This window comes from Pelosinus sp. sgz500959, assembly GCF_042610375.1.
Classification (GTDB): Bacteria; Bacillota; Negativicutes; order DSM-13327; family DSM-13327; genus CTSoil-075.
Genome location: NZ_JBGJZL010000012.1, coordinates 60,760 through 85,787 on the forward strand (window position 1 = coordinate 60,760; position 25,028 = coordinate 85,787).

At 38.2% G+C, this 25,028-nt stretch carries 20 protein-coding genes; 18 read left to right on the top strand and 2 right to left on the bottom strand.

Annotated features, from left to right (window positions below):
• Positions 1 to 43 precede the first annotated feature (43 nt).
• Both ACAN52_RS17305 and ACAN52_RS17310 read right to left on the bottom strand, forming a co-directional pair.
• Complete coding sequence (locus ACAN52_RS17305) at positions 44 to 805, bottom strand: LytR/AlgR family response regulator transcription factor (RefSeq protein WP_378956199.1); 762 nt, start codon at positions 803 to 805, stop codon at positions 44 to 46.
• Positions 798 to 3,779 (bottom strand): ATP-binding protein, encoded by a 2,982-nt coding sequence (locus ACAN52_RS17310; RefSeq protein WP_378956200.1) that lies wholly within the window; start codon positions 3,777 to 3,779, stop codon positions 798 to 800. Before ACAN52_RS17310 ends, ACAN52_RS17305 begins: the two co-directional genes overlap by 8 nt.
• A gap of 292 nt (positions 3,780 to 4,071) precedes the next feature.
• Between ACAN52_RS17310 and ACAN52_RS17315 the strand changes: the two genes are divergently transcribed.
• The 18 genes from ACAN52_RS17315 to ACAN52_RS17400 all read left to right on the top strand — a co-directional run bounded on the left by ACAN52_RS17315 (position 4,072) and on the right by ACAN52_RS17400 (position 25,012).
• Positions 4,072 to 5,550 carry a YdiU family protein gene (locus ACAN52_RS17315; RefSeq protein WP_378956201.1) on the top strand — a complete coding sequence of 493 codons (1,479 nt, stop codon included), beginning with the start codon at positions 4,072 to 4,074 and terminating at the stop codon, positions 5,548 to 5,550.
• 300 nt (positions 5,551 to 5,850) lie between these two features.
• Complete coding sequence (locus ACAN52_RS17320; RefSeq protein ID WP_378956202.1) at positions 5,851 to 6,588, top strand: MurR/RpiR family transcriptional regulator; 738 nt, start codon at positions 5,851 to 5,853, stop codon at positions 6,586 to 6,588.
• 170 nt (positions 6,589 to 6,758) lie between these two features.
• Positions 6,759 to 7,676: a 1-phosphofructokinase gene (gene pfkB / locus ACAN52_RS17325; RefSeq protein ID WP_378956203.1), complete on the top strand. Its 918-nt coding sequence runs from the start codon at positions 6,759 to 6,761 to the stop codon at positions 7,674 to 7,676.
• Position 7,677: 1 nt separating this feature from the next.
• Positions 7,678 to 9,057 (top strand): PTS fructose transporter subunit IIC, encoded by a 1,380-nt coding sequence (locus tag ACAN52_RS17330; protein ID WP_378956204.1) that lies wholly within the window; start codon positions 7,678 to 7,680, stop codon positions 9,055 to 9,057.
• 20 nt (positions 9,058 to 9,077) lie between these two features.
• Positions 9,078 to 9,935, top strand: a complete 858-nt coding sequence (locus ACAN52_RS17335; protein WP_378956205.1) for a ketose-bisphosphate aldolase — start codon at positions 9,078 to 9,080, stop codon at positions 9,933 to 9,935.
• 51 nt (positions 9,936 to 9,986) lie between these two features.
• Positions 9,987 to 10,928, top strand: coding sequence for a sugar kinase (locus tag ACAN52_RS17340; RefSeq protein ID WP_378956206.1), 942 nt, complete (start codon positions 9,987 to 9,989; stop codon positions 10,926 to 10,928).
• Positions 10,929 to 11,056: 128 nt separating this feature from the next.
• Positions 11,057 to 12,007: a substrate-binding domain-containing protein gene (locus tag ACAN52_RS17345; protein WP_378956207.1), complete on the top strand. Its 951-nt coding sequence runs from the start codon at positions 11,057 to 11,059 to the stop codon at positions 12,005 to 12,007.
• A gap of 89 nt (positions 12,008 to 12,096) precedes the next feature.
• On the top strand, positions 12,097 to 13,605 hold the full coding sequence (locus ACAN52_RS17350) for a sugar ABC transporter ATP-binding protein (protein WP_378956209.1): 1,509 nt from the start codon (positions 12,097 to 12,099) through the stop codon (positions 13,603 to 13,605).
• 16 nt (positions 13,606 to 13,621) lie between these two features.
• The gene (locus ACAN52_RS17355) at positions 13,622 to 14,587 is read left to right on the top strand and encodes an ABC transporter permease (protein ID WP_378956210.1); all 966 of its coding nucleotides are present in this window, start codon (positions 13,622 to 13,624) and stop codon (positions 14,585 to 14,587) included.
• 118 nt (positions 14,588 to 14,705) lie between these two features.
• On the top strand, positions 14,706 to 16,040 hold the full coding sequence (locus ACAN52_RS17360; protein ID WP_378956211.1) for a class II D-tagatose-bisphosphate aldolase, non-catalytic subunit: 1,335 nt from the start codon (positions 14,706 to 14,708) through the stop codon (positions 16,038 to 16,040).
• Positions 16,041 to 16,254: 214 nt separating this feature from the next.
• The gene (locus ACAN52_RS17365) at positions 16,255 to 17,511 is read left to right on the top strand and encodes an HD domain-containing phosphohydrolase (protein WP_378956212.1); all 1,257 of its coding nucleotides are present in this window, start codon (positions 16,255 to 16,257) and stop codon (positions 17,509 to 17,511) included.
• A 221-nt stretch (positions 17,512 to 17,732) separates the two neighbouring features.
• Entirely contained in the window at positions 17,733 to 18,665 is a 933-nt protein-coding gene (locus ACAN52_RS17370; protein WP_378956213.1) for an ABC transporter permease, read from the top strand.
• A 3-nt stretch (positions 18,666 to 18,668) separates the two neighbouring features.
• Positions 18,669 to 19,580 (top strand): ABC transporter permease, encoded by a 912-nt coding sequence (locus ACAN52_RS17375; RefSeq protein ID WP_378956214.1) that lies wholly within the window; start codon positions 18,669 to 18,671, stop codon positions 19,578 to 19,580.
• Between the two features lie 9 nt (positions 19,581 to 19,589).
• Positions 19,590 to 20,594: an ABC transporter ATP-binding protein gene (locus tag ACAN52_RS17380; protein WP_378956215.1), complete on the top strand. Its 1,005-nt coding sequence runs from the start codon at positions 19,590 to 19,592 to the stop codon at positions 20,592 to 20,594.
• The gene (locus ACAN52_RS17385) at positions 20,594 to 21,574 is read left to right on the top strand and encodes an ABC transporter ATP-binding protein (RefSeq protein WP_378956257.1); all 981 of its coding nucleotides are present in this window, start codon (positions 20,594 to 20,596) and stop codon (positions 21,572 to 21,574) included. Before ACAN52_RS17380 ends, ACAN52_RS17385 begins: the two co-directional genes overlap by 1 nt.
• 33 nt (positions 21,575 to 21,607) lie before the next feature.
• Entirely contained in the window at positions 21,608 to 22,408 is an 801-nt protein-coding gene (locus tag ACAN52_RS17390) for a serine hydrolase (RefSeq protein ID WP_378956216.1), read from the top strand.
• Entirely contained in the window at positions 22,398 to 23,999 is a 1,602-nt protein-coding gene (locus ACAN52_RS17395; protein WP_378956217.1) for a peptide ABC transporter substrate-binding protein, read from the top strand. Before ACAN52_RS17390 ends, ACAN52_RS17395 begins: the two co-directional genes overlap by 11 nt.
• A gap of 59 nt (positions 24,000 to 24,058) precedes the next feature.
• Positions 24,059 to 25,012, top strand: a complete 954-nt coding sequence (locus ACAN52_RS17400; RefSeq protein ID WP_378956218.1) for an LD-carboxypeptidase — start codon at positions 24,059 to 24,061, stop codon at positions 25,010 to 25,012.
• The last annotated feature ends 16 nt before the right edge of the window (positions 25,013 to 25,028 follow it).

The following is a 25,028-nucleotide window of genomic DNA, read 5'->3' on the forward strand; positions in this document are numbered from 1 at the left end:
AAAGTATTATACTTTCTGATTGCGTAAAAAATCTTGGACCTAATTATAGGCCCAAGATTTGGCTAAGTTCTTTTGCTTTATTTCTGCTTACGGGAATTTCAGTTGGATAATCAAAAAACTTTAGTAAGTATGTATTATTGAACATAGGAAGAATCTTTTCTAGTTTATCAAAGTTTACTAAATAGCTTTTATGACAGCGGAAAAAATTAAATTCAGTTAACCGTTCTTCCCAATAATTCATTGATTGTTTCGTCTTATAAATTTTTTGTTGTGTATGAATTGTTGCGCCATGACCCCGAGGAGTAAACATGATCACATCAGATGGATTTAATAGAATGATTTTTCCTGCTTCTTCGACTCCAATGATCCGATTAAATCCGTTACTATAGATTTTTGTTAGTTTTGAAAGCTTAGATGGCAAGGTATTTTTAAATTTCCCACTGCTAAAATTAGTAAGGACCTTTTGAATGGTTCTATCAATTCTTTTAAGAGAAACAGGTTTTAGAATATAATCAATAGCATTATAATCAAATGCATTCAGTGCATACTGATCATAGGCTGTTACGAACACCACATATGTTTCTGGCAGAATTTTTGACAATTCGTCAGCAACAACGAGTCCGCTAATTTCAGGCATCTTAATGTCCAAAAATATTAAATCTGGTTGATACAAGTGAATCTTTTCCAGCGCCGTTACCGGATCGGTAAATGTCGCTATCACATGGATTTCTGGATATTGTTCTAAAAGATACTCTAATTGGGTTACCGCTATTTCTTCATCGTCAATTAAAATAGTATTAATCAATCTCTTCACCTCTTGTAGTTGGAATTTTTACGGTGATTGTTGTTCCTTTATTGATATCGCTTTGAATATCAAGTCCATATCCATAATGCTTTTGCAGCCTTTTATGAATGTTTTCCAGCCCAATCCCTATTTCTTGCGCCTTCTTACCATTTAATAAATACTCTACTTTATCCGATGTCATACCAACCCCATCATCAGTCACGACGATCAGAGTATCTTGCCCATCGTTCTTAATCAAAATCTGTATAGTTCCGCCTTCTCTTTTCGGGTAGACACCATGCTTTACAGCATTTTCTACTAAAGGCTGAAGAATCAGCGGGGGAATGAGAGGGTTAGAGTTCGTCTCAATACCAAAAATGATATGTAACCGTTTTCCAAATCGGACTTGCTCAATCGCTAGATAAGATTTAATCAAATCTAGTTCTTGTTCTAATGGTATAAGATCCATACTGTTAAAGCGAAACTTATTTTGTAGGTAATTGCTTAGTTCTTCTAATAATTCTGCAGCTTTAATCGGATTCATCCGACATAATGCAATAATCGTATTTAAAGTGTTGTAGAGAAAATGAGGTTGAATCTGGGACTGCAGCGCAGAAATCTCTGCTTGATAGATTCTGTGTTCAGTTTCATATACTTCCTGTGACCGCAATTGTGCCTGCACTCTGGCGAGTAATTCTTTTTTGTGAAAGGGTTTTGCTATATAATCATTGGCTTTTGCCATAAAAGAAAGTTCAATATCTTCAGGTCGATTACGAACTGTTATCATAATGATGGGCAAGGTGTTCTCAGAAAAATGTTTTCTAATTTCTCGACATACTTCTATACCATTGAGTCCTGGCATCATCATATCAAGTAAGACTAAATGATAGTCATTTTTCATAATTTCCGTCAATGCTGCTTCGCCGCTTTTTACGCAAACCACTCTGCAATTCATTCCATAGAAACAACTTTTTGCTACAGCAAGATTTACCTCTTCATCATCAACGATCAATATTTTTTTAGTCCCGGGTTGTTGTTCTTTAGGATATTCTGTTTGATTGTACTCATTTATCAATGTTGGTACTATACTTTGAATTTGGCTAGGAAGTAAGACATTCATGGACATGTTTTTTTCAGTGTGGTGATCACCATGCCATTGTGGCAAGGAAAAACTGAAGCAAGATCCCTCGCCTGGTTTTGAAACGACAGAAAGCACGCTATTATGTAATTCTAGTAAACTTTTTGATATGGCAAGACCTAATCCCAAACCGCCATAACGTTTTCCATTTTGGGAATCACCTTGCTCAAAGGGATTAAAAATTAAGTTGAGTCGCGACTCGGGTATACCAATTCCAGTATCATTTACAGAGATTACGATATGATCTGCCTGTAAATGAGCCGATACGGATACAAGTCCAGCATCAGTAAACTTGATAGCATTTCGTATAAGGTTGTGAAGAATTTGCATTAGTTTTTCACTATCAGCATAAATAGGGGGGAGGTCTAAGGAAACGAGATTTTTTAATTCTACGTTATGATTCACTGAAAATTTTTCTAATGTTATTATCATTTGTACAACATCGTGAAGGCAAATCGGTACTTTATTTAAACGTACTTGATTGTTTTTCAAAGTAGAAAAAGTAGCAATTTCATCCACTAGATTTGCTAAGCGTGCGCCGCTTTTGATGATTAACTCAAAGTTATTTTTTGATTCTATATCAGAGAGACTCAGCAATGCATCCCTCGTACATTCTGCTAAACCAATGATTCCATGTAATGGTGTTTTCAATTCATGAGATACCTTTGCTAAAAATTCATCTTTCATTTGGTCTAAGTTTAATAAATGTTTTTGCGCTATTTCCAATTCTATATTTTGAAGCCGGAGTCTCTCTTTGGTGCCATTTAATTCTATATTACGAGTTTTTAACTCTTCTCGATCTGCATGACTTCGTTTGAGATTTACAATTAACGATACAATATAAACTGCCATCAAGGTAAATATCATAATAATGGCGATGATTGCAACCATGAGAACAAGTAATTTATTCGCTGGTACGAATAACTCATTTTCGTCAACAACACTGACCAATGTCCATCCCGCTACTGGGATAGGATTATAAAATGCAATTTTTTTCTCTCCTTTTTCAATATAGCGAAATACACCTGATTGACCGCTTGTAATAAGTCCTCCAAGTTTCTGCATATTTTCATCGGAAACGGAAGAAGTCTTTTCTGTCATAGCCCATGAGAGGTTGGGATGGGTAACAAAAGTACCATCTTGTGCTAATAGAACTTCGTAGCCTTTTTTTCCATAGTTTGCATGCTGAGCTATTTGTTGGATTGTCTCAATTGTTAGGCTGGCCGCCGCACCAGCTAACACTCTTCCTTGATTATCTTTTCGCCAAGCCAGCATAAGTACCATATTTCTGCCATAGGCCTGAGAATAGGCTGGTTTAAATATCGCATCATATGCTCCTGCTGTTTTTGAATATCGTTCTCTAGCTTCATCTGCAACTGCTTTGGCCCAAAGATCGGTTTTACACGTTCCATCTTTTACGTTATAGTACCTAGCTGTAAGCGTGGCCAATTTTTCTGGATTGTCCCACGCATTAGGTTCTAAATAACTGATAATATGTAATGCTGCATACTGATTCGGATACGCTGAAGCAACATATTTCCATCGCGCTAGATTCAGTTCATCAATTAATTTAATAGACTCGTCATCTCGAGTTAGATCAAGCTGTGGATTTACACTTAAAACACGATCAATCATCGGGCTATTTACAGTTTCACGCACTTCTCCAAGTTGTCCTGCTAGCCAAGTGTTAATATGATTAGCCGATTCCCTTGTGCGGACAGACATGGTATCAATGAGTTCTGTTTCAATGACTTGATTGAATTGCCAGTAAGTCACTATGGTTAGCAATAATAAGCTAAACATTATAATTGCTAAGGTTATCATTGCAAATTTAGATCTAATATAAAAATTTCTCATTGTTTTCTCCTATGATTAGACTTATTAATGAGAGAATTCTCTTTATATTTGCAAATTTCCTTCTTCGATAGCAACAGTCAGAGCGGGGACAATCGGGAGGTTAGTAAGACCTCTGACGAAAAATTGTAATTATAAAAATTCCCCAGAGAATTTTTATAACAATAAGGGTATAATAAGATAAAAGTTGCCTTGTATTGATATGGGAAGTAGATCGCTAAAAATTCATAGAATATCTAGGATTTTTGCTTGATGTAAAAGAAAAATCTAGGATACAAAAAGGAGAAAGGGAGATATGATGACAACGGGAAAAGCAATCATAGAAACAGGATGGAACTTAGATAATAGTTATGCCCGTCTGCCGAAAACATTTTTTACCAACCAAAACCCAATTCCTGTGCGCTCACCAAAGTTGATCATTCTCAATGATTCGTTAGCAGCATCCCTGGGGCTGGATGTCCAGGCGCTGCAAAGCAAAGAGGGCATAGCGGTGCTTGCTGGCAATCAGATTCCTGAAGGTGCTTTACCTCTTGCTCAAGCTTATGCAGGACACCAATTCGGGAATTTCACCTTATTAGGGGATGGGCGGGCCCTGCTGCTTGGCGAGCAGATCACTCCTCTAGGTGAACGGGTTGATATTCAGCTCAAGGGCTCAGGTAGAACGCCATACTCTCGCCGCGGTGATGGTCGCGCGGCACTTGGGCCGATGCTGCGTGAATATATCATCAGCGAAGCAATGCGTGCCCTTGGCATTGCTACCACTCGCAGTCTAGCAGTGGTGACAACGGGTGAGTCGATCATGCGTGAAACTGACCAGCCTGGTGCAATTTTGACCCGCGTGGCTGCCAGTCATTTGCGTGTCGGAACCTTTCAATACGTTTCAAACTGGGGCAGTGTTGATGATCTCCGAGTCCTAGCTGATTATACAGTACAACGGCATTTTTCTGAGGCTGAAGCAGGTACAACCCCTTATCTTTTCCTACTTCAGGAAGTGATCAAGCGTCAGGCCGTGTTGATTGCCCAATGGCAATTGGTTGGCTTTATTCACGGGGTGATGAACACAGATAATATGGCCCTTAGTGGAGAAACGATTGATTATGGTCCTTGCGCTTTCATGGATGCCTATGATCCGACAACAGTATTCAGTTCTATTGATATGCATGGTCGTTATGCCTATGGCAATCAGCCCCATATTGCTGGGTGGAATCTCGCGCGATTTGCTGAAACCCTATTGCCGTTGCTGGACGCCAATCAGGATCAGGCTATCAAACTAGCTCAGGATGAAATTTCAAAATTTACTGAGTTGTATCACTATCACTGGCTCACGGGCATGAGAAAAAAATTAGGACTATTTAATGAAGACATGCAGGATGAATCTCTTATTGAAAGCCTCCTCAGCATGATGCATAAGTACCATGCTGACTATACTAATACCTTCCGCGCATTAACTTTTGATACACAGTCGGATAATGCCCTATTTTGTAGCACAGAATTTGCGCAGTGGTATGAACTGTGGCAGGCGAGACTAGATAGGCAGCAAGAAGCGAAAGCCTCTTCCCAACAGTTGATGAAAAGCTCTAATCCCGCACTAATCCCTCGCAACCATCGGGTAGAAGCCGCACTGGATGCAGCAGTGAAGCAAGGAGACTACAGCGTGATGAAGCATCTTTTGAATGTTCTTTCAAACCCCTACGCCCATTCCCCCGAACAGACTGATTACTCCACGCCACCTGCACGATCAGCCCATCCTTACCGAACCTTTTGCGGTACTTGATATAGGGAGTATTTAAAGGCTTTACGGATTTTATGCCGTGAGGCCTTTTTTGCCGTTTTTTTATTCACAGGTTGCCCTAAGTTAACTATGAGGAAAAATAGGCATAAACAAGATTCGACAAAAAAATCAATATTTAAAGAGTATAATGCAAAATAGAAAGTACTATAGTCAGCAGGTCTAAAGAATATAGGGTGTCTTAGATTTATTTGAGTGATTACATTTCATAAAGAGAGGAGTTAAACTAATAGATAAGGAATTTGATATTGCAGGAGATATGCGGACTGAAAGTGAGTGAAAATATTGATTATTAAAGTTGATCACACCATCTATGAACGATTAACTGCTACGGAAAAGCAGGTTGTAAATTATATTAATATGAATGCTGATAAAATAGCTAATATGTCGATTGTAGATTTGGCTGAAGGGACTTTTTCTTCACCAGCAACTGTTTCACGAACCATAAAAAAATGCGGTATTGGCGGCTTTGCTGAATTGCGTTATATCTTATCGAAAAAAAATAATGAAGTTTCAGGATCGGGTCAAGTCAATGAGATTTTAGAGAAGTCCCTCCGGGAAGCAACAAATACTGTCGAGCAGTTAACAATTGATAATATATTAAATGCAATTGAGTTAATTCAAAAAGCTAAGAGAATCTATATATTAGCGAGAGGGTTGACAGAATTGGTAGCCCAAGAATTTTCTTTCAAATTACAATTATTGGGCTATAATGCATTTCAAATTTCAGATCCAAATGTTATGGAGAAAATAACCTGCGATGTAAAAAAGAATGAACTATTGGTTATATTTTCTCTTTACGGGAAGACTGCTGAGTTAATCAATTCTGCAGAGAATGCAGTGTCAATGGGTGCAAAAGTCATATCTTGCTGTTGTACAGACGATACACCTTTAAGAAGTCTCTCAACAGTATATTTAAAAGGCTACAAGTCTAATTATGTATCGATTAAAAAATTTGAAGTTACTTCTAGGATGCCACTAAACGTTATTTCTCGCATACTGATAGACTATTTAGCATTATAAAATTTTATTAGATAAATATAAAAAAGAAGATTCATATAACCTGTTAGGTTTATATGAGTCTTCTTTTTTATGATATGGAAATTCTTCCAAAAGTAGAAAACAAAATTCGAAATATTTAGTATATAATGGAAAAAAGAATAGACATGGAGGTGGTAGGAGGTGATGAAAAAATGATTTATACCTTAACAACGAATCCAGCAATTGATTTAAATATTAAAAGTCAAGAAATTCAACCATCAATTGTAAACCGAACTGAGAGTACACAAATTTTTCCTAATGGAAAAGGAATTAATGTCTCTCTGGTACTTAAGCATTACGGTGTCACTTCAAAAGCACTAGGCTTTTTTGGTGGATTCACAGGAAAATATATTGTGGAGGCTCTATCAAATGCTGGGTTAGAAGTAGAACCTATCTGGCTGAATGAAACAACTCGTATTAATACTTTTATCAATGATGGGGTTAATGAATTTAAATTTGTAAATAAAGGATCTTTTGTTCATGAAGAGCGGCAAGAGAAGATGTTAACGTTAATCAGAGAGTTAAAAGATTGCACTTATTTGATCATTAGCGGCAGTTTGCCGCCCGGGATTGATGAATCTTATTATGATGAAATTTTAAAAATCTGTAATGAGCATTCCATAGAAATTATTTTGGATATTAGTGCACAAAGGTTGAAAAAACTTCTTTCTTATAAACCCTTACTGATCAAACCTAATGATGAAGAAATTAAAGAAATTTTTGGCATTGAAATCAATAATGAATCTGATGTAAAGCAGGCATTATTTGAACTTAAACAACTCGGTGCTCGCAATGTGTTATTAACATTAGGTGAGAAAGGGTTGTACTTTTTTAATGGTTCGACAATATATTTTTGCACTGCACCTAAAATAAAACTTTTTAGTTCAGCTTGTGCAGGCGATTCAGCATTGGGTTCTTTTCTAAGTGAATGGCTATTTGGTCATAGTTTGGAAAATGCTCTGAAAAAAGCTTCAGCTACTGGTGCAAATGTGGCTGAGGTAGAAGGTATTGGTTCATTAGAAAAGGTGAGTGAATATATGAAAGAACTAAAAGTTAGGGAGGTTATATAGCATGAAAAAAATTGTAGCCGTAACTGCTTGTCCCACGGGTATTGCTCATACTTATATGGCTGAAGAATCTCTGATAAAAGCAGCTAAAGAGCTTGGCATAGAGATAAAGGTAGAGACAAATGGAGCCATTGGTGTGGAAAATCCATTGACAGAACAAGATATTCAAGAAGCCATTGGTGTCATTATTGCTGCCGACAAAGATGTTGGACCTGATCGTTTTAATGGAAAACCTGTTCTTTCCGTATCTGTACAGGATGGTATTCATAAATCAACAGAATTAATAAATAAAATATTGGGACAAACCGTTCCGATTCGTCAGGGGACGGTTAAGGCAGCTATTGATTCGGTCATAGAACAAGAGTCAATTGGTCGACAAATGTATAAACATCTCATGAGCGGTGTTTCCAATATGTTGCCTTTTGTTGTAGCAGGCGGGGTACTTATCGCATTATCTTTTTTATGGGGTATTTTTTCAGCAGATCCCAAATCAGATCAGTACAATGAATTTGCAGCAATGCTGATGAAAATCGGCGGTCAGGCCTTCTCAGTCATGGTACCTGTTTTTACAGCCTTTATTGCCTCATCAATTGGTGGCAGACCTGGGCTGGTAGCAGGCTTTGTCGGTGGGTTACTGGCGAATGTAACTGGAGCTGGCTTTCTTGGAGGAATTATTGCTGGTTTCATGGCAGGCTATTTGATGCTGTGGCTCAAAGGAGCTCTAGCTGGATTACCAAGGCAGTTTGAAGGATTAAAATCTATTTTTATTATGCCGTTGGTGGGCGTATTTGTTATTGGTTCAATCATGATCTTACTTGGAAAGCCTGTTGGTGCTATCAATGCGGGAATGATGGGTTGGTTAGGTTCTTTACAAGATTCAAATCCAATATTACTAGGTATCGTAGTGGGGGCTATGTGTGCTTTCGATTTTGGCGGACCTGTAAATAAGGCAGCTTATGTAACAGGGACAATGTTGCTGGCACAAGGTAATTATTATTTTATGGCTGGGGTATCAGCAGCTTGTATTACTCCTCCCCTCGTTATTGCCCTTGCCACAACGATGTTTAAAAAGTATTTTACGGATGAAGAAGTGGCAGCTGGTGTAGTTAACTATGTTTTGGGCTTTACTCATATTACTGAAGGTGCCATTCCATTTGCTGCAAAGGATCCATTACGGGTTATCCCTATACTCATGGTTGCTTCTGCTATTTCAGCAACGATTACATTTCTTTTAAAAATCCAAGTTCCGGCGCCGCATGGAGGATTCTTGATATTACCGATTGTTAGCAGCCCGTTAGTTTGGGTTGGTGCTATATTATCTGGATCATTAATCGGTGCTATTATATATGGATTTTATAGAAAAGCGATGAGTCAAAGAGTCTAACTAAGGAAAGGATGAGTCTAATGCTTATATCAGGAAAAGAGATTATGCAGCATGCTTATGAAAATGGATATGCTATCCCAGCATTTAATTTTGCTAATATGGAAAATTTGCAGGCTATTATTCAAGGTGCAGAAGAAATGAATTCACCAGTTATTATTCAGACATCGCAGGGAGCCATTGATTATGCTGGAGCTGAATACCTAGCTGATATCGGATTAGGCGCAGCCCACCGAGCAAATATTCCTGTTGTTTTACACTTGGATCATGGACAAAAGTATGAATACTGTTTAAAGGCCATAAGACTCGGATGGACTTCGGTTATGATTGATGCATCTCAAGATACCTTTTCCGAGAATGTATCGAAAGTCAAGGAAATTGTGAAAGTAGCTCGCCCATTAGATATCTATGTTGAAGCTGAGATCGGAATTATTGGCGGCAAAGAAGATGATTTGGTCTCTGACAAGGAAATCTATACTGAAGTAAAGGATGCTGTTAATTTTCAAAGGGAAACTATGTGTGATTCCTTGGCAATTGCAGTAGGGACAGCTCATGGTGTATATAAGGGTGAAGTGAAAATTGATTTTACTCGAATTAAAGAAATACGAGCATTGTTACCAGTTCCACTCGTTTTACATGGTTCATCAGGCGTACCCTTGGATATGGTGACAAAGGCTGTCCATTCAGGTATCACTAAAGTGAATTTCGATACAGAGCTCAAATTGGCTAATTTGGATGCTTTACAAAGATTTTTAAAAGAAAATCCTGGGGTTTATGATATCCGAAAAATGTTTAAACCTTGCCGGCTGGCTATGAAAGAGGTGGTTAAAGCTAAGATTGCTGCTTGTATGTCGACTGATAAGTCGTGGATCATCAGTTAAATTTAGATGACTTAAAGTTTCTATTAATTTGAAGTGAAGGAGTCTGAAGACATGTCTTGCGTACTTACAATCGGTGAAATCTTAGTGGAAATCATGGCTAAACATCATGGACAGAAATTTAATGTGCAAGGAGAGTTTGTAGGACCATTCCCAAGTGGAGCTCCTGCAATATTTATTGATCAGGTAGCACGATTAGGAACGGACTGCAAAATTATAGCAAGTGTCGGACAGGATGATTTTGGTAAGTTAAACATTGACAGATTAACGTCAGACGGCGTCGATACTAATTCGATAAAGGTGCATAGTGAATTTACTACTGGCGTTGCATTTGTTACTTATAACGAAGACGGTGGTAGGAGCTTCATCTATCATATGCCTCATTCTGCAGCAGGACATTTAGCAATAGAACATATCAAAGAAGAATATTTTCATGATTGTAAATTTTTACATATAATGGGTTGTTCTTTGTTTAATGAAAATAGTAGGCAGGCTATTTTAAAAGGCGTTGAGATTGCACAACAAAAAGGCGTTCGGATATCCTTTGACCCTAATGCTCGAAAAGAAATACTCAATAATGAAAAGATAAAGGATGCCATTTACTACATTGTAGAAAAATGCAATATTTTTCTACCAAGTGGTGATGAATTGCAGCTGCTTACAGGTATAGGTAATGAGATAGAAGCTGCACAATATTTGATAAAAGGCGGAGTTGAGATTGTACTTGTTAAAAAAGGCAGTGCAGGAAGTACTTTATATACTCAAAAGGAGATAATTGACTGCAAGGCTTATCAAGTAGATGAAGTCGATCCCACAGGTGCTGGAGATTGTTTTGATGGTGCATTTATAGCTTGTTTGGAAAAAGGAATGGATGTAAAGGACGCTCAACAATTTGCCACTGCGGCCGGAGCACGAGCAGTAACTAAAAAAGGCCCAATGGAAGGAACCTCTACTTATCGAGAAATTGTGGATTTTATGAAAGGTAATAAACTGTAATTTTTAACCAACTGCGGATATTTTAAAATCTGCTTATTCCTTTGAAACGGTATTCGGTTCAGTGGACTGAACAAAGGAAAGTCAGATTTAAAATAGAGTAAAAAGTATGAAAAAGGGGAGAAGTCAAAATGAAAGTACGGAAAAAATTAAGTTTACTACTAGCAGGAGCCTTGATGATCACATCCTTAACAGTACTATCCGGGTGTGGTAAAAGTGAACAATCTTCCGCTCCAAAGACCGACCAAGAAACTCTTAAAAAGAAAATAGGTGTAAGTTTATTAACGAAAGAACATGTCTTTTTCAATAAAATTGAAGAAGCAATTAAAGCAGAAGCAAAAGTCAAAGGCCTGGATGTTATTATTATGGACGGCGGCCAGGATAGTAATAAGCAAATGTCCCAGCTACAAGATTTTATTACGCAAAAAGTCGATGCCATTGCGCTAGCACCAGCTTCATCATCGGGAATTGAACCTGGTATTGCTCTTGCCAAAAAGGCGAATATTCCTCTATTTACCTTTGATGTAAGTGCAAAAGGTGACGTAGTTTCACACATTGCAACTGATAATAAAGAAGGCGGAAGAATTGCTGGTCAATATATGGGCGAAAAAATATTAAATGGGAAAGGTAAAGTCGCTATCGTAACTTATTCTGAAGTGGAAAGTTGTGTAAATCGAGAAGAAGGTTTTAAAGAAGCCATTGCTAAATTCCCTGGTATTCAAATCGTCGATGTCCAGAATAGCTCAGGAAGTGCAGAAAAAGCTGCAAATGTGACACAAGATATGTTACTGAAAAATCCCGACTTAGATGCAATATTTGCCGTAGGTGATCCTTTTGCCGTAGGTGCATTATCAGCGATCAGAGCTGCGGGTAAAAAGGTTAAAATAGTAGGTTTTGATGGAAATCCAGAAGGCATTGCAGAAATTAAAAAGAATGATCTTTGGATAGCAGATATAGCTCAGAATCCTGATGAAATCGGAAAAGCAGTTGTCGATAGCATTAAAGATAAACTTGATGGTAAGCCAGTTGATGCTAAAAAACTAATTGCCCCATTTATAATCGATGCAAGTAATTTGAAATAACTCTTGTTTGTATTTATTCTAACGGTGAAGAGCGAGAGATTATCTCTCGCTTACCCATTTATATATACTCAAAATGAAGGAGATTCATAATGAGAAGCGATGTATTAGTAGAAATTCGAGGTCTTTCAAAAACATTTCCTGGTGTAAAGGCTTTAGATAACATCAATATTGATTTCTATCGCGGTGAGCTTCATGCATTAGTCGGTGAAAACGGAGCAGGAAAATCCACTCTTTTAAAAATACTCACAGGTGTTTATATGCGAGATGCAGGAAGTATTAATATAAATGGTAATCCTGTTAATTTCCTAAATACTAAGCAAGCGATCGATGCGGGCATTAGCATTATACATCAAGAATTAAGCATAATTCCGGATCTTACAGTGGCCGAAAATGTCTTTTTAGGACGTGAGCCAGTCATAAATCGATTGTTTTTAGATAAAAGACAGATGCATCAAAAAACAAAAGAACTTTTTGAAACAATCGGGATTGATATTAATCCCAGTGCCATTGCTGGTGAGTTAAGTACAGCCCAACAACAAATGGTTGAAATCGCTCGAGCAATTTCTTATGAATCTTCCTTAGTGATTATGGATGAGCCTACATCATCCTTATCAGAACGAGAGGTAGAGGCACTATTTGAAATTATAAGAAAACTCAAAGCCAATAACATTGGCATCGTATATGTATCACATCATTTGAATGAAATAATGGAACTTGGTAATAAAGCTACGATTCTCAGAGATGGGCGTTATATTAAGACTGTAGATATTAAAGATACAACGGAAAATGAATTGGTATCGTTAATGGTAGGCAGAGAAATTGATCATTATTTCAATCATAAAGAAAATCAATTTACTGATAACGTTGTTTTAAAAATAGAAGGATTTACTAAGTTTTCTAAGTACAAAGACATCTCTTTTGAGTTACACGAGGGAGAGATACTTGGAATAGCAGGTCTAGTAGGAGCAGGGAGAACAGAAGTTTTACTGGGGATATTTGGTGCCGATAAACCGGACAGCGGTAAAATCATTCTTCATCATAAGGAAGTTCAATTTAATACTCCGCGAGATGCAATTAATCATCATTTAGCATTGGTACCAGAGGATAGACGACATCAGGGGTTGCTATTAACACAATCAGTAAAGAAAAATATAGCACTGCCCAATCTATATATTCAGTCTAATCATGGTTTTTTGAATAGACAATGGGAAAATAAAACAGCGAATTTATTTATTGAAAAATTAAGAATAAAAACACCTTCACCTGATACTGTAACTAAAAATTTAAGTGGTGGTAATCAGCAGAAAGTGATTATAGCAAAATGGCTAGCTGCCGATACAAAAATTTTATTACTTGATGAACCAACCCGAGGCATTGATGTAAATGCAAAATCTGAAATCTATCATCTGATCAATGAATTTACCAAACAAGGCGGAAGTGTAATTATGGTTTCATCAGAATTGCCTGAAGTCATTGGAATCTCTGATAGAATTTTAGTTATGCGTGAGGGGATTGCAAAAGGTATACTAAATCGAGGGGAAGCGACAGAGGAAAATATTATGCTGCTGGCCAGTACAGGGCAAGTAAAAAATAACTAAGGAAGTGGTAATCGCTATGGATACAAAAAATCAAATTGTAAATAGGATAAAAGATAATAGTTTAGTTGTTGTTTTTCTAGGTTTATGTATCGTGATATCCATAATGACTCCGAATTTTCTACTTCCGCAAAATTTAGTCAATGTAATGATCCAAATTGCGATCAATGCACTTTTAGCTACAGGTATGACTTTTGTCATCATATCAGGGGGAATTGATGTATCTGTAGGATCAGTGGCAGCCCTTGCAGGCATCGTTGCCACGGCAATCATAAAAATGATGCCAGAGGCATCTTTTATAACAAGTATATTTATAAGTTTGGTCGTCAGCATTGTAGTTGGTTGTATCGTTGGCGGTATTAATGGTTTGGCAATAACAAAATTTAATATTACTCCCTTTATTGCAACAATGGGCATGCTGAGTATCGCAAGAGGGTTCGCTTTTGTTTATACACAAAGTAAACCAATTTTTGATTTACCTGCATCTTTTGGCTGGATTGGGCAAGGTTACATTGCTGATATTGTACCAGTCATTGTCCTTGTTATGATCATCATTATGTACTTGTCACATGTTGTGCTTGATAAAACATCTTTTGGGCGATATATTTTTGCCGTAGGTAGTAGTGAAGATGTGGCAAGATTGAGTGGAATCAATGTAAACAAAGTAAAAATGTCAGTTTATATGATCAGCGGTGTTTTATCCGCTTTGGGCGGAGTTTGTCTTGCATCAAGGCTCGCTACAGGACAGCCAGCTGCTGCAAGTGGTTATGAACTCGTTGCGATTGCAGCGGTTGTAATGGGGGGAACAAGTATGAACGGCGGTAAAGGTAACATTTTTAACACTGTATTAGGATTACTGACAATTGGAGTCATAAATAATGGCCTAAGCCTTATGCAAGTTTCTTCTTATTGGCAGACTATAACAATGGGACTCATTATCCTGCTTGCAGTTGGTTTTGATCAAATACATGCTGTAAAAAAATAGATGAAGTTTAAACAGGAGTAGTAGCAACTAACAACAAAGACTTGATGCAAGGACACTGCAGTCAAGTCTTATTTACTATAGGTTGTTATATAAATAAGTTTATGTGAGGAGTGATCCTATGAATAGTAACCATCCTCTAAAAGATTTGGTGGATAAACAGAAAAATGGTATACCAGAAGGTATTTATTCAGCATGTAGTGCTAATGAATATGTAATTGAAGCGGTTATGGAAAGAGCACTCATTGATAAAATGTATGTTTTGATTGAAGCGACTGCTAATCAGGTGAATCAATTTGGTGGATATACTGGCATGAAGCCAACTGATTTTAGAGATTTTGTCTATTTAATTGCTAAAAAAATAAATTTCCCATTGGAAAAGATTATTCTTGGAGGAGACCATCTTGGACCATTAACCTGGAAACATGAACCAGAATATCTAGCAATGGATAAATCCCTAGAGCTAATAAAGCAGTATGTTTTTGCTGGATTTACCAAGATTCATATAGATACCAGTATGCATCTTGGGGATGATTGCGCAGATTGTCAGCTTAGTACCAGCATCATTGCGGAACGCGGTGCGATTCTTTGTAAGAAAGCAGAGGAGGCTTTTATAGAGCTAAGGGCATTTAATCCTACTGCAGTAAGACCTGTTTATATTGTGGGGAGCGAAGTGCCAATTCCAGGTGGAAGCCAAGATGAGGATGAACGTATACAAGTTACAAAAGTATCCGACTTTGTTAATACAATCGATGCCTTTAAGCAAGCTTTTTTGAAGTACGATCTTTCTTCTGCATGGGATAATGTGATTGCAGTCGTCGTACAGCCAGGAGTTGAGTTCGGGGATGAGACAATTCACGAATATAATCGTGAGGGCGCGAAAGAACTTTCAAATGCGCTAAAAAAATATCCTGGAATTGTCTTTGAAGGACATTCAACGGACTATCAAACACCTAAGTGCTTGAAAGAAATGGTCGAAGATGGAATTGCCATTTTGAAAGTTGGTCCCGCATTAACCTTTGCTATGCGGGAAGGTCTTTTCGCATTAAGTAATATGGAGGCTGAATTATTTAGGTTTAGCCCTGAAGTAGAACAATCAAACTTTATGGAAGTCTTAGATTCTGTTATGGCTCGAAATCCTCAGAATTGGATAAACCATTACCATGGAAATCCAGCTAAAATCAGATATGCTAGAAAATACAGTTTTTCTGATCGGTGTAGGTATTATTTCCCTGTTTCTGAAGTCAAATTCTCAATAGATTTACTAATGAAAAACTTAAAATCAGTAGAAATTCCTTTAGCTTTGATTAATCAATTTATGCCTATTCAATATAATAAAATAAGAAATAATATGCTAAAAAGGACTCCCGAAAGCCTGTTAAAAGACAGAATCATAAATAGTATAGATGATTATATCTATGCTGTCTCGGCAACTTCCGTTGAAAAAAAACAGTAGCTTTGAGTTAAAACCATTGCTGGACGAGTTTACTTGAAATGTTTTTATTATTCTTGTCTAACTTTAAAGGATATTATTGGATTACGTAGAAACGCTATAACATGACAAAATGTTGTAAAACTTTGTTATGTTATAGCGTTTTTACTTTTTCTTTGTCGATTTTTAGGATTAATTACATTATACATATTCTATATTTTAGAAAGGGGGTAATTCTATGATTAAGGAACTGCAAATCCCTGTTTTTGATTTAGCATCATCTCTATCCTCAACAATGGACTTAATTGATCCAGCCACTGCTAACCACCATAAACAAGTTGCATATATTGCCTTTTGGATTGCTAGCGAAGTTGGGCTATCAATGAACATCAGAAAAGAAATACTTTTAGCTGGAGCGCTACATGATATAGGGGCTATGTCACTGTTAGAGCGAATTGATCTCTTAGATTTTGAAGTTGTAGACTCTGGTAAGCATTGTGAGACAGGTTATCGTCTCTTGCATTTATTTGAGCCCTTTGCTAAAATTGCCAATATTGTCCGCTTTCATCACACGTATTGGCAGGATGGATATGGTCAAGAGCAAGATGGTCATATCGTTCCATTTGAAAGTCATATTCTTCATATTGCGGATCGTATTGCGACATTACTTGATATAAAGAAAGAAATTTTTTCACAAGTTCCATCCATTGTTTCATCGATTGAATCTAAAAAAGGGATGATGTTCCATCCAGAACTTGTTGAGTCTTTTAAGAAATTGAGTGAAAAAGAGTTTTTTTGGTTGGACTTGGCCTCAAATCTCACTTCTTCTCATTTACATCGTCTTCTTGCGAGTGATATTCTAATTTTGAATTCAAATGAAATTTTAAATTTAACTAGTCTTTTTGCCAAAGTCATTGACTTTAGAAGTCCTTTTACAGCAACCCATTCTTCTGGTGTTGCTGCAAGTGCAGAAGCCATTTCTAGATTTCTTTACTTCTCTAAGAAAGAACTTTTTATGATGCGAATTGCGGGAAATTTGCATGACTTAGGTAAGGTTGCCATCCCAGTAACAATCCTGGAAAAAGAAGGGGCGTTAACTCCACAAGAATGGAACATCATGCGCAGACATACTTATTATGGTTATCATATTTTACAACCGATTAGTGATCTGCAAGTGATCAATAGTTGGGCTTCCTTCCATCATGAACGAATTGATGGGGGTGGTTATCCTTTTCACTTAAGGGGAGATGAATTATCTTTAGGATCAAGAGTGATGGCTGTCGCTGATGTATTTACAGCGATTAGCGAAGATCGACCTTACCGAAAAGGGATGACTGATAAAAAAATAATTAGTATTATGGAAAATCTTGTTACTAGCGGTGGCCTTGATGCGGAAATCGTTTCAGTATTGAAAGAAAATTATCATGAAATTAAAACATCACGTATACGAGCTGAAGCAGAATGTTTATTGAAATACAAAGGATTATTAACGTGATTTAGACATCATTGAGCTAAGAAACATAATCCCGCCCTACGGCAAGGTTATGTTTTCTTTTTTTAGGAGGATTTCACAATATTTTATAGAATAATGACCCATAGTAGGAAGATATACTAGGAAGAAGAGTTATACTTCAAAGAGAAACTGATAAACTGGTGGATAGAGGGGTATACATCAAGTATACTCCTCTATCTGCGTTAGAGAGGAGAGCATTCGATTTGTTAAGTTATGTAGTAAAGCGCATGACCAGTTCATTGATGGTTTTATTGACGATCATTACCATTACGTTTTTGCTCATGCATGCCATTCCGGGCGGACCTTTTAGTAGCGAAAAGAAAATTCCTTTGTCCGTATTAAAAAATATTGAAGAACACTATCGGCTAAATGATCCTCTATGGAAACAATATGTGGACTACTTGGGGAATTTAGCTCATTTTGATTTGGGTCCATCCTTTAAATATGAAGGTCGCAAAGTGAACGATATGATTAAGGAAAGCTTTCCTGTCTCTTTACAATTGGGTCTGGTCAGCATTGGCATTTCTATTTTAATTGGAATCCCTGGAGGTATCCTTGCTGCTTTGCGCCAGAATAAATGGCAAGACTATCTGACCATGTTATTTGCTACAATTGGTGTATCCGTACCGAGTTTTGTCATTGCTACAATACTGGTCTATGTATTTGCTGTTAAACTTTCCTTATTACCAGCAGGCATGTGGGGAGATGTTCAATATATGATTTTACCCGCTGTGGCTTTAGCTGCTCAGCCGACAGCCTTTATTGTGCGCCTGACTCGTTCAAGTATGCTCGATATTTTAACTCAAGATTATATAAAGACAGCACGAGCTAAAGGACTGCCGCAACGATTGATCCTTTATCGTCATGCCTTGCGAAATGCTTTAATCCCCATAGTCACTTACATTGGACCGATGGCAGCGGGTATATTAACGGGAAGTTTTATTATTGAAACTATTTTTGCGATTCCAGGTTTAGGACGACATTTTGTGACGAGTATTTATAATCGTGATTATACAGTGATTCTTGGTGTGACTATTTTTTATAGTTTGCTCGTCATTGGTCTGAATTTAATTGTGGATCTCATTTATCCACATCTCGATCCTCGTATCAAATTGAATGAAAAGCAAGGGGGCTAAAGGATGGAATTAAATAAAGAATCATTTGCTCCCCTCATACGTACGGATCGTATAAAATCAAAGGAACGTCCTATGACAACCTATGGACAAGATGCTTGGCGACGTTTAAAAGAAAATAAATTAGCAATGATTGGTTTATATACAGCTCTATTTATCATTTGTATTGCCATATTCGGCCCGTGGATGTCTCAGCTTTCTTACTCTGATCAGAATCTTTTGCAGGCCAATCAATCACCAAGTAAAGAACATTGGTTTGGCACTGATAATTTAGGGCGGGATTTGTTTATCCGTGTTCTCTATGGTGCTCGGATTTCTTTATCCATTGGCATCGTCGCCAGCTTAATCAATCTTATCATTGGAGTGATCTATGGTGGTATTGCTGGTTTGCTAGGCGGTCGAATTGACCGAATGATGATGAATATTGTTGATATTTTATATGGTATTCCCATGTTACTATATGTCATACTGTTAATGGTTGTTTTAAAACCAGGACTGACTAATATTTTTATCGCTTTAGGGATTGCCTATTGGCTAGGTATGGCTCGCATTGTCCGTGGCCAGATTTTAAGTTTAAAAGAGCAAGAATATGTACTAGCAGCTCGAACTCTTGGTGCCAGTCACTGGCACATTCTGATTCGTCATTTGATTCCCAATTGCATGGGACCTATTATGATTACGATGACCCTTGCCATTCCTGAAGCCATTTTTACTGAAGCATTCCTTAGTTTCATTGGCCTTGGTGTAGCGGCTCCTATGGCAAGTTGGGGAGTATTATCGTCTGAAGGAGTAACGAGTTTACGCTCGTACCCTTATCAGTTATTTTTTCCAGCTATGGCCATCAGTATCACAATGCTCGCTTTTATTTTTCTTGGGGATGGTTTACGAGATGCTCTTGATCCCCGCGCACGGCGCTGAGGAGGTAACATGATAAAACCTTTATTAGATGTACAAAAATTGTCCGTATCCTTTGCTACTTATGCTGGTCCAATAAAGGCCATTGAACAAATAAGCTTTCAGGTTTTTCCTGGAGAAATCATTGGCATTGTCGGAGAATCGGGTTGTGGTAAAAGCGTAACAGCTCATTCCATCATGCAGTTGATTCCCACTCCGCCTGGTAAATATCAGACCGGGAAAATATTGTTTGAAGGTGTAGATCTACTGCAAAAATCTGAATCTGAAATGGCAAAAATTCGTGGTAATGAAATCGGTATGATTTTTCAAGATCCAATGACATCCCTCAATCCAGTATTGACCATCGGGATGCAGATTGCTGAGTCATTACAATTGCATCAACAGATCAGTAAAAAGGAAGCTTATACACAGGCCGCTGAGATGCTTCGTTTGGTCGGCATCCCGTCACCAAAAGAGCGTATCAAAGAATATCCTCATCAATTTAGTGGTGGTATGAGACAGCGGGCGATGATTGCCATGGCCTTATCTTGTCATCCTAAATTACTCATTGCCGATGAGCCAACGACAGCTCTTGATGTAACCATTCAAGCCCAGATTCTTAATTTAATGAAAGACTTACAAAGCAAATTAAATACGGCCATTATTTTAATTTCTCATGATCTAGGCGTTATTGCTACTCTTTGCAGTCGGGTCATTGTCATGTATGCTGGCAAAATTGCTGAAGTGGGAACGGCAGAGGAAATTTTCCATGAGCCCCAGCATCCCTATACTTGGGGTCTTTTGCAATCCGTCCCTCGCATGGATGTCGAGCAACAAGAGCTCATTGGCATTGAAGGTCAGCCGCCTGATCTTTTGCATCCTGCAATAGGCTGCCCTTTTCATCCTCGCTGTTCCTATGCTATGACCATTTGTACAAAACAGTATCCTGAGACGACGGAAGTAAGTCCAGGGCACAGTGTAAAGTGCTGGTTACAACATGCTGATGCACCAAAACCTACGAGAGAGGTGAAAGAGTGATGGAGCAAGATCCGATTTTAGAAGTTCGCCATTTGAAAAAATATTTTACAGCTCGCACTGATTTCTTTGGTCGCCCTATTGCCCATCTAAAAGCGGTAGATGATGTAAGTTTTACTATACGTAAAGGAGAAACCTTAGGACTTGTTGGCGAAAGTGGTTGCGGAAAATCTACGACGGGAAGAAGTATTATCCATCTCTATAAACCAACTGCTGGCGAAATCTTATTTAACGGTGAAATCATTGATCGACCTGATAAAGAAAAACGGTTACGTCAAGGGATGCAAATGATTTTTCAGGACCCTTATGCTTCTTTGAATCCACGAATGATGGTAGGGGATATTATCAGTGAGCCTTTGGATATTCATCATCTAGTGACTGGGAAAGCTGAGCGTAGGGAACGTATTGTCAAATTACTGCAGATGGTGGGATTAAATCCAGAACATGCCAATCGTTTTCCTCATGAATTTAGCGGTGGTCAGCGGCAACGCATTGGAATCGCCCGTGCACTCGCCATTAATCCTAGTTTTATCATTTGTGATGAACCCATTTCTGCCTTAGATGTTTCCATTCAAGCACAAGTGGTTAATTTACTGAAAAGTCTCCAAGATAAGCTTGGATTGACGTATTTATTCATTGCTCATGATTTAGCGATGGTAAAACATATCAGTACACGTGTTGCAGTGATGTATCTTGGGAAAATTGTTGAAATCGGAGCAACTAATGAACTATATCGTCAACCTCAGCATCCTTATACCCAAGCACTTTTATCTGCCATCCCCATTCCTGATCCAATCATAGAGGCCAAAAGAACTCCTATTCATTTGGCGGGCGACGTACCAAACCCCATCAATCCGCCCTCAGGATGTACTTTTCGTACTCGTTGCTCCCACGTGATGCCGATCTGTAGCGAGCAGCAACCAACTTTGAAGAATGTAGGAACAAATCATATGGTAGCTTGTCATTTGCTACATAAGGTGTAATATAAGACCAATACTAAGAAATGGAGTATAGATATGGAGTTATTAAGACAAAAAATCGAAGCCTTATTAGGGACTTATACTGGACGTTGGGGGCTCATCATTGTAGATCAATCGACTCAGGAACGATTAGAACTCAATCCGAATATGATATTTCCTGCAGCTAGTATGATTAAAGTTCCCATTATGTATGAAATCATGCGGCAAGCTGCCGCTGGTATGATTCACCTGGATGACTTTCTCACGATTGAAAGTAGTCAGTGGGTAGGTGGTGCAGGCATTCTTCAAGAACTGCGTCCGAATATTACCATGACGATTAGAGAACTTGTCACTTTGATGATTATTCTCAGTGATAATACGGCGACTAATCGACTCATTGATCTCATCGGTATGGATGCTGTCAATACAACAATGGTCAAGCTTGGATTAAAATCAACAGTCCTTCGTCGCCAAATGATGGATTTTGAGGCAGCTCAATCAGGTAAAGAAAATGAAATCTGCGCAGCTGATCTCATTCTTTTATTTGAAATTATTGAGAAAAAATTACATTTGCCTCAGGAATATGGAGAACTGATGATCGATATATTGAAACGACAGCAAGTTCGAGATAAACTGCCCTTTTACCTACCAGAAACTACAATACTAGCTCATAAAACAGGCACCTTAGATGGAGTCGAACATGATGGAGGTATTCTATTTTTACCCCATGGTTCTTATTTAATTTGCATTTTGACTGCAGACTTAAAAGAAAACTATCAAGGGCTACAGCTAGTTGCTAGCCTTGGAAAAATCATCTATGAGCAATTGATCATAGGGAGAAGTGATCATGTCAGCTAAAAAAATAGTTGCCTTACTCGTGGTAATGGTCATGTTCACCGCCTTAGGGGCAGGTTGCAAAAAATCCAGCAGTGGTGGCAATGAACAAAATCTTCGCTATATCTTAGAGGCTGAACCATCTACTTTGGATCCAGCTAAATCAACAGCTATTCCTGAATCCCTTGTTGAATTGCAGATTTTTGAAGGATTGACAAGACTTGATGCTAAGGATCAGCCAGGACCAGGTGTAGCGGAAAAATGGGAAGTGTCTCCTGATGGGCTAATTTATGTATTTCATTTACGCACTAATGCCAAGTGGTCTAATGGCGAACCGGTCACTGCCCACGATTTTGTTTTTGCCTGGAAGCGAGCCTTAGATCCTGAAATTGCTTCAGAGAATGCCTATATGTTATTTCCTATTAAAAATGCTCAAGCTTACAATGAAAAAGAAGTCGAGGCAGATCAAGTCGGAGTTAGGGCTTTGAATGATCAAACATTAGAAGTTACTTTAGAAAAACCGACAGCGTATTTTTTAGGTCTCGTTGCTTTCCATGCCTTTTATCCTGTGAACCAAAAGATCCTTACTACAGGTGGGGATCTGTGGGCGATTGATGTAAAGACCTTAATTGGCAATGGTCCTTTTAAGATCAGCAATTGGACTCATAACGGAAAAATTGATTTTATAAAAAATGATCAATATTGGGATGCAGGAGCTGTTAAACTCAGCAAAATGGAGTGGCCAATCAGTGATTCTCAGACCACTCGATTAGCATTGGTAGAAAATAATCAAGTGGATATGATGGTGGAACCTCCTGTGGTCGAGCAAGATCGGCTGAACCAAGCTGGATTATTGAAGATTGCCCCTTACTTAGGCGCTTATTATTATGTATTTAACACGCAAAAAGCTCCTTTTGATAATCCTAAAGTCCGCAAAGCTTTTGCACTGGCAATTACTCGTGAAGCCTTGGTGAAAAATGTTATTAAAGGTGGTAAAAAACCTGCCTATGGGTGGGTAGCACCTGGCCTTATTAATCCTGCCACAGGTAAGGATTTTCGAGAAGAAGGCGGTAATTATGCAGTGGAAGATGCAGCACTTGCAAAAAAAATGTTAGCTGAAGCTGGTTATCCTGACGGAAAAGGCTTACCACCCATTACTATTTTACTTAATACCAGCGAAATGCATAAATCCATTGCCGAAGCCATTCAAGAAATGTGGAAGCAAAATCTAGGAGTGACAGTTACCTTAACCAATCAAGAATCTAAAGTATTCTTAGAATCCCGTTCTCAAGGCGACTTTCAAATTGCAAGGGCCTCATGGATCGGTGATTATGCTGATCCTATGACTTTTATGGATGTCTTTAAAGACTCAAGCAATGATGCCAAATATAACAATCCAGCCTATAACCATTTAGTCGAACAGGCTCAAGAGACGAATGATCAAAAAGTTCGCATGAAAGCCATGCACGATGGAGAAAAAATTCTATTTGATGATGCTGTCATCATTCCCATCTACTATACAACCCAGCCTTTTGTAGCCAATCCCTATGTAAAAGGTTACTTTTGGTCAGTTCTTGGCCTTGCCGACTTTAAGGCAGCCTATATAGAAAAATAAAGAATGCGCAGTTTATACTGCGCATATCTTTTTAATGGATTTTATAAGGAGACGATTGTATGCACTCTATTTCTCAGGTAAAACCCAGGAAACTCTATCCAGGAGATACTATTGGTATCATCGCTCCTGCTAGCCCTGGAAATATAGAATTATCTATGGCAGGTGTGAAGTGGTTAGAAGAACAAGGCTTTCGAATTGAGCTTGGTAGGACAGTAGAGGAAACCTTAGGTTATCTCGCTGGATCAGATGCAGATCGGGCTGCAGATATTAATGCCATGTTTGCCTCACCGCAGATTGACGGAATTTTTTGTCTCCGTGGTGGTTATGGAACCATGCGACTTTTAGAGCTACTAGATTATGAAATTATTCAATCCCATCCGAAGGTATTTGTTGGCTATAGTGATATTACAGCCTTACATACGAGTATTGGCCAACGTACAGGTCTTGTTACCTTTCATGGACCTATGGTAGCATCGGATATGGGAAAAGTTCTATCTGATTATACGTGGGATTATTTTTCTCGCACTTTGATGACTTCTAGCCCTTTGGGATCTGTGATTAATCCACCTCTATACCTTCCTCCTGAATTTATTGTGCCAGGAAAAGCCCAAGGATACCTAACAGGAGGAAATCTCAGTTTGATTGTGTCCACACTGGGCACTCCCTATGAAATCGATACGCGTGGAAAAATTCTCTGTATTGAAGAAGTGGGTGAAGCTCCTTATCGCATCGATCGCATGTTGACCCAATTATCCTTAGCTGGCAAACTACAAGATGCAGCTGGAATCGTAGTTGCTGTATGCAGCGATTGTGATGAAGATGATCCTCCTAGCTTTACCCTCGAAGAAGTCTTAAGAGATCGTTTAGGAAAACTCAATAAACCAGTTCTTTATAATTTGTATTTTGGGCACACAACAGAAAAAGCCACACTACCACTAGGAACCATGGCACGACTCAGCAGCGAAAGGGATGTAGGTGGTCTGGAAATCACTGAAAGTGCTACAATCGATTGAATTTGATCGATGAATG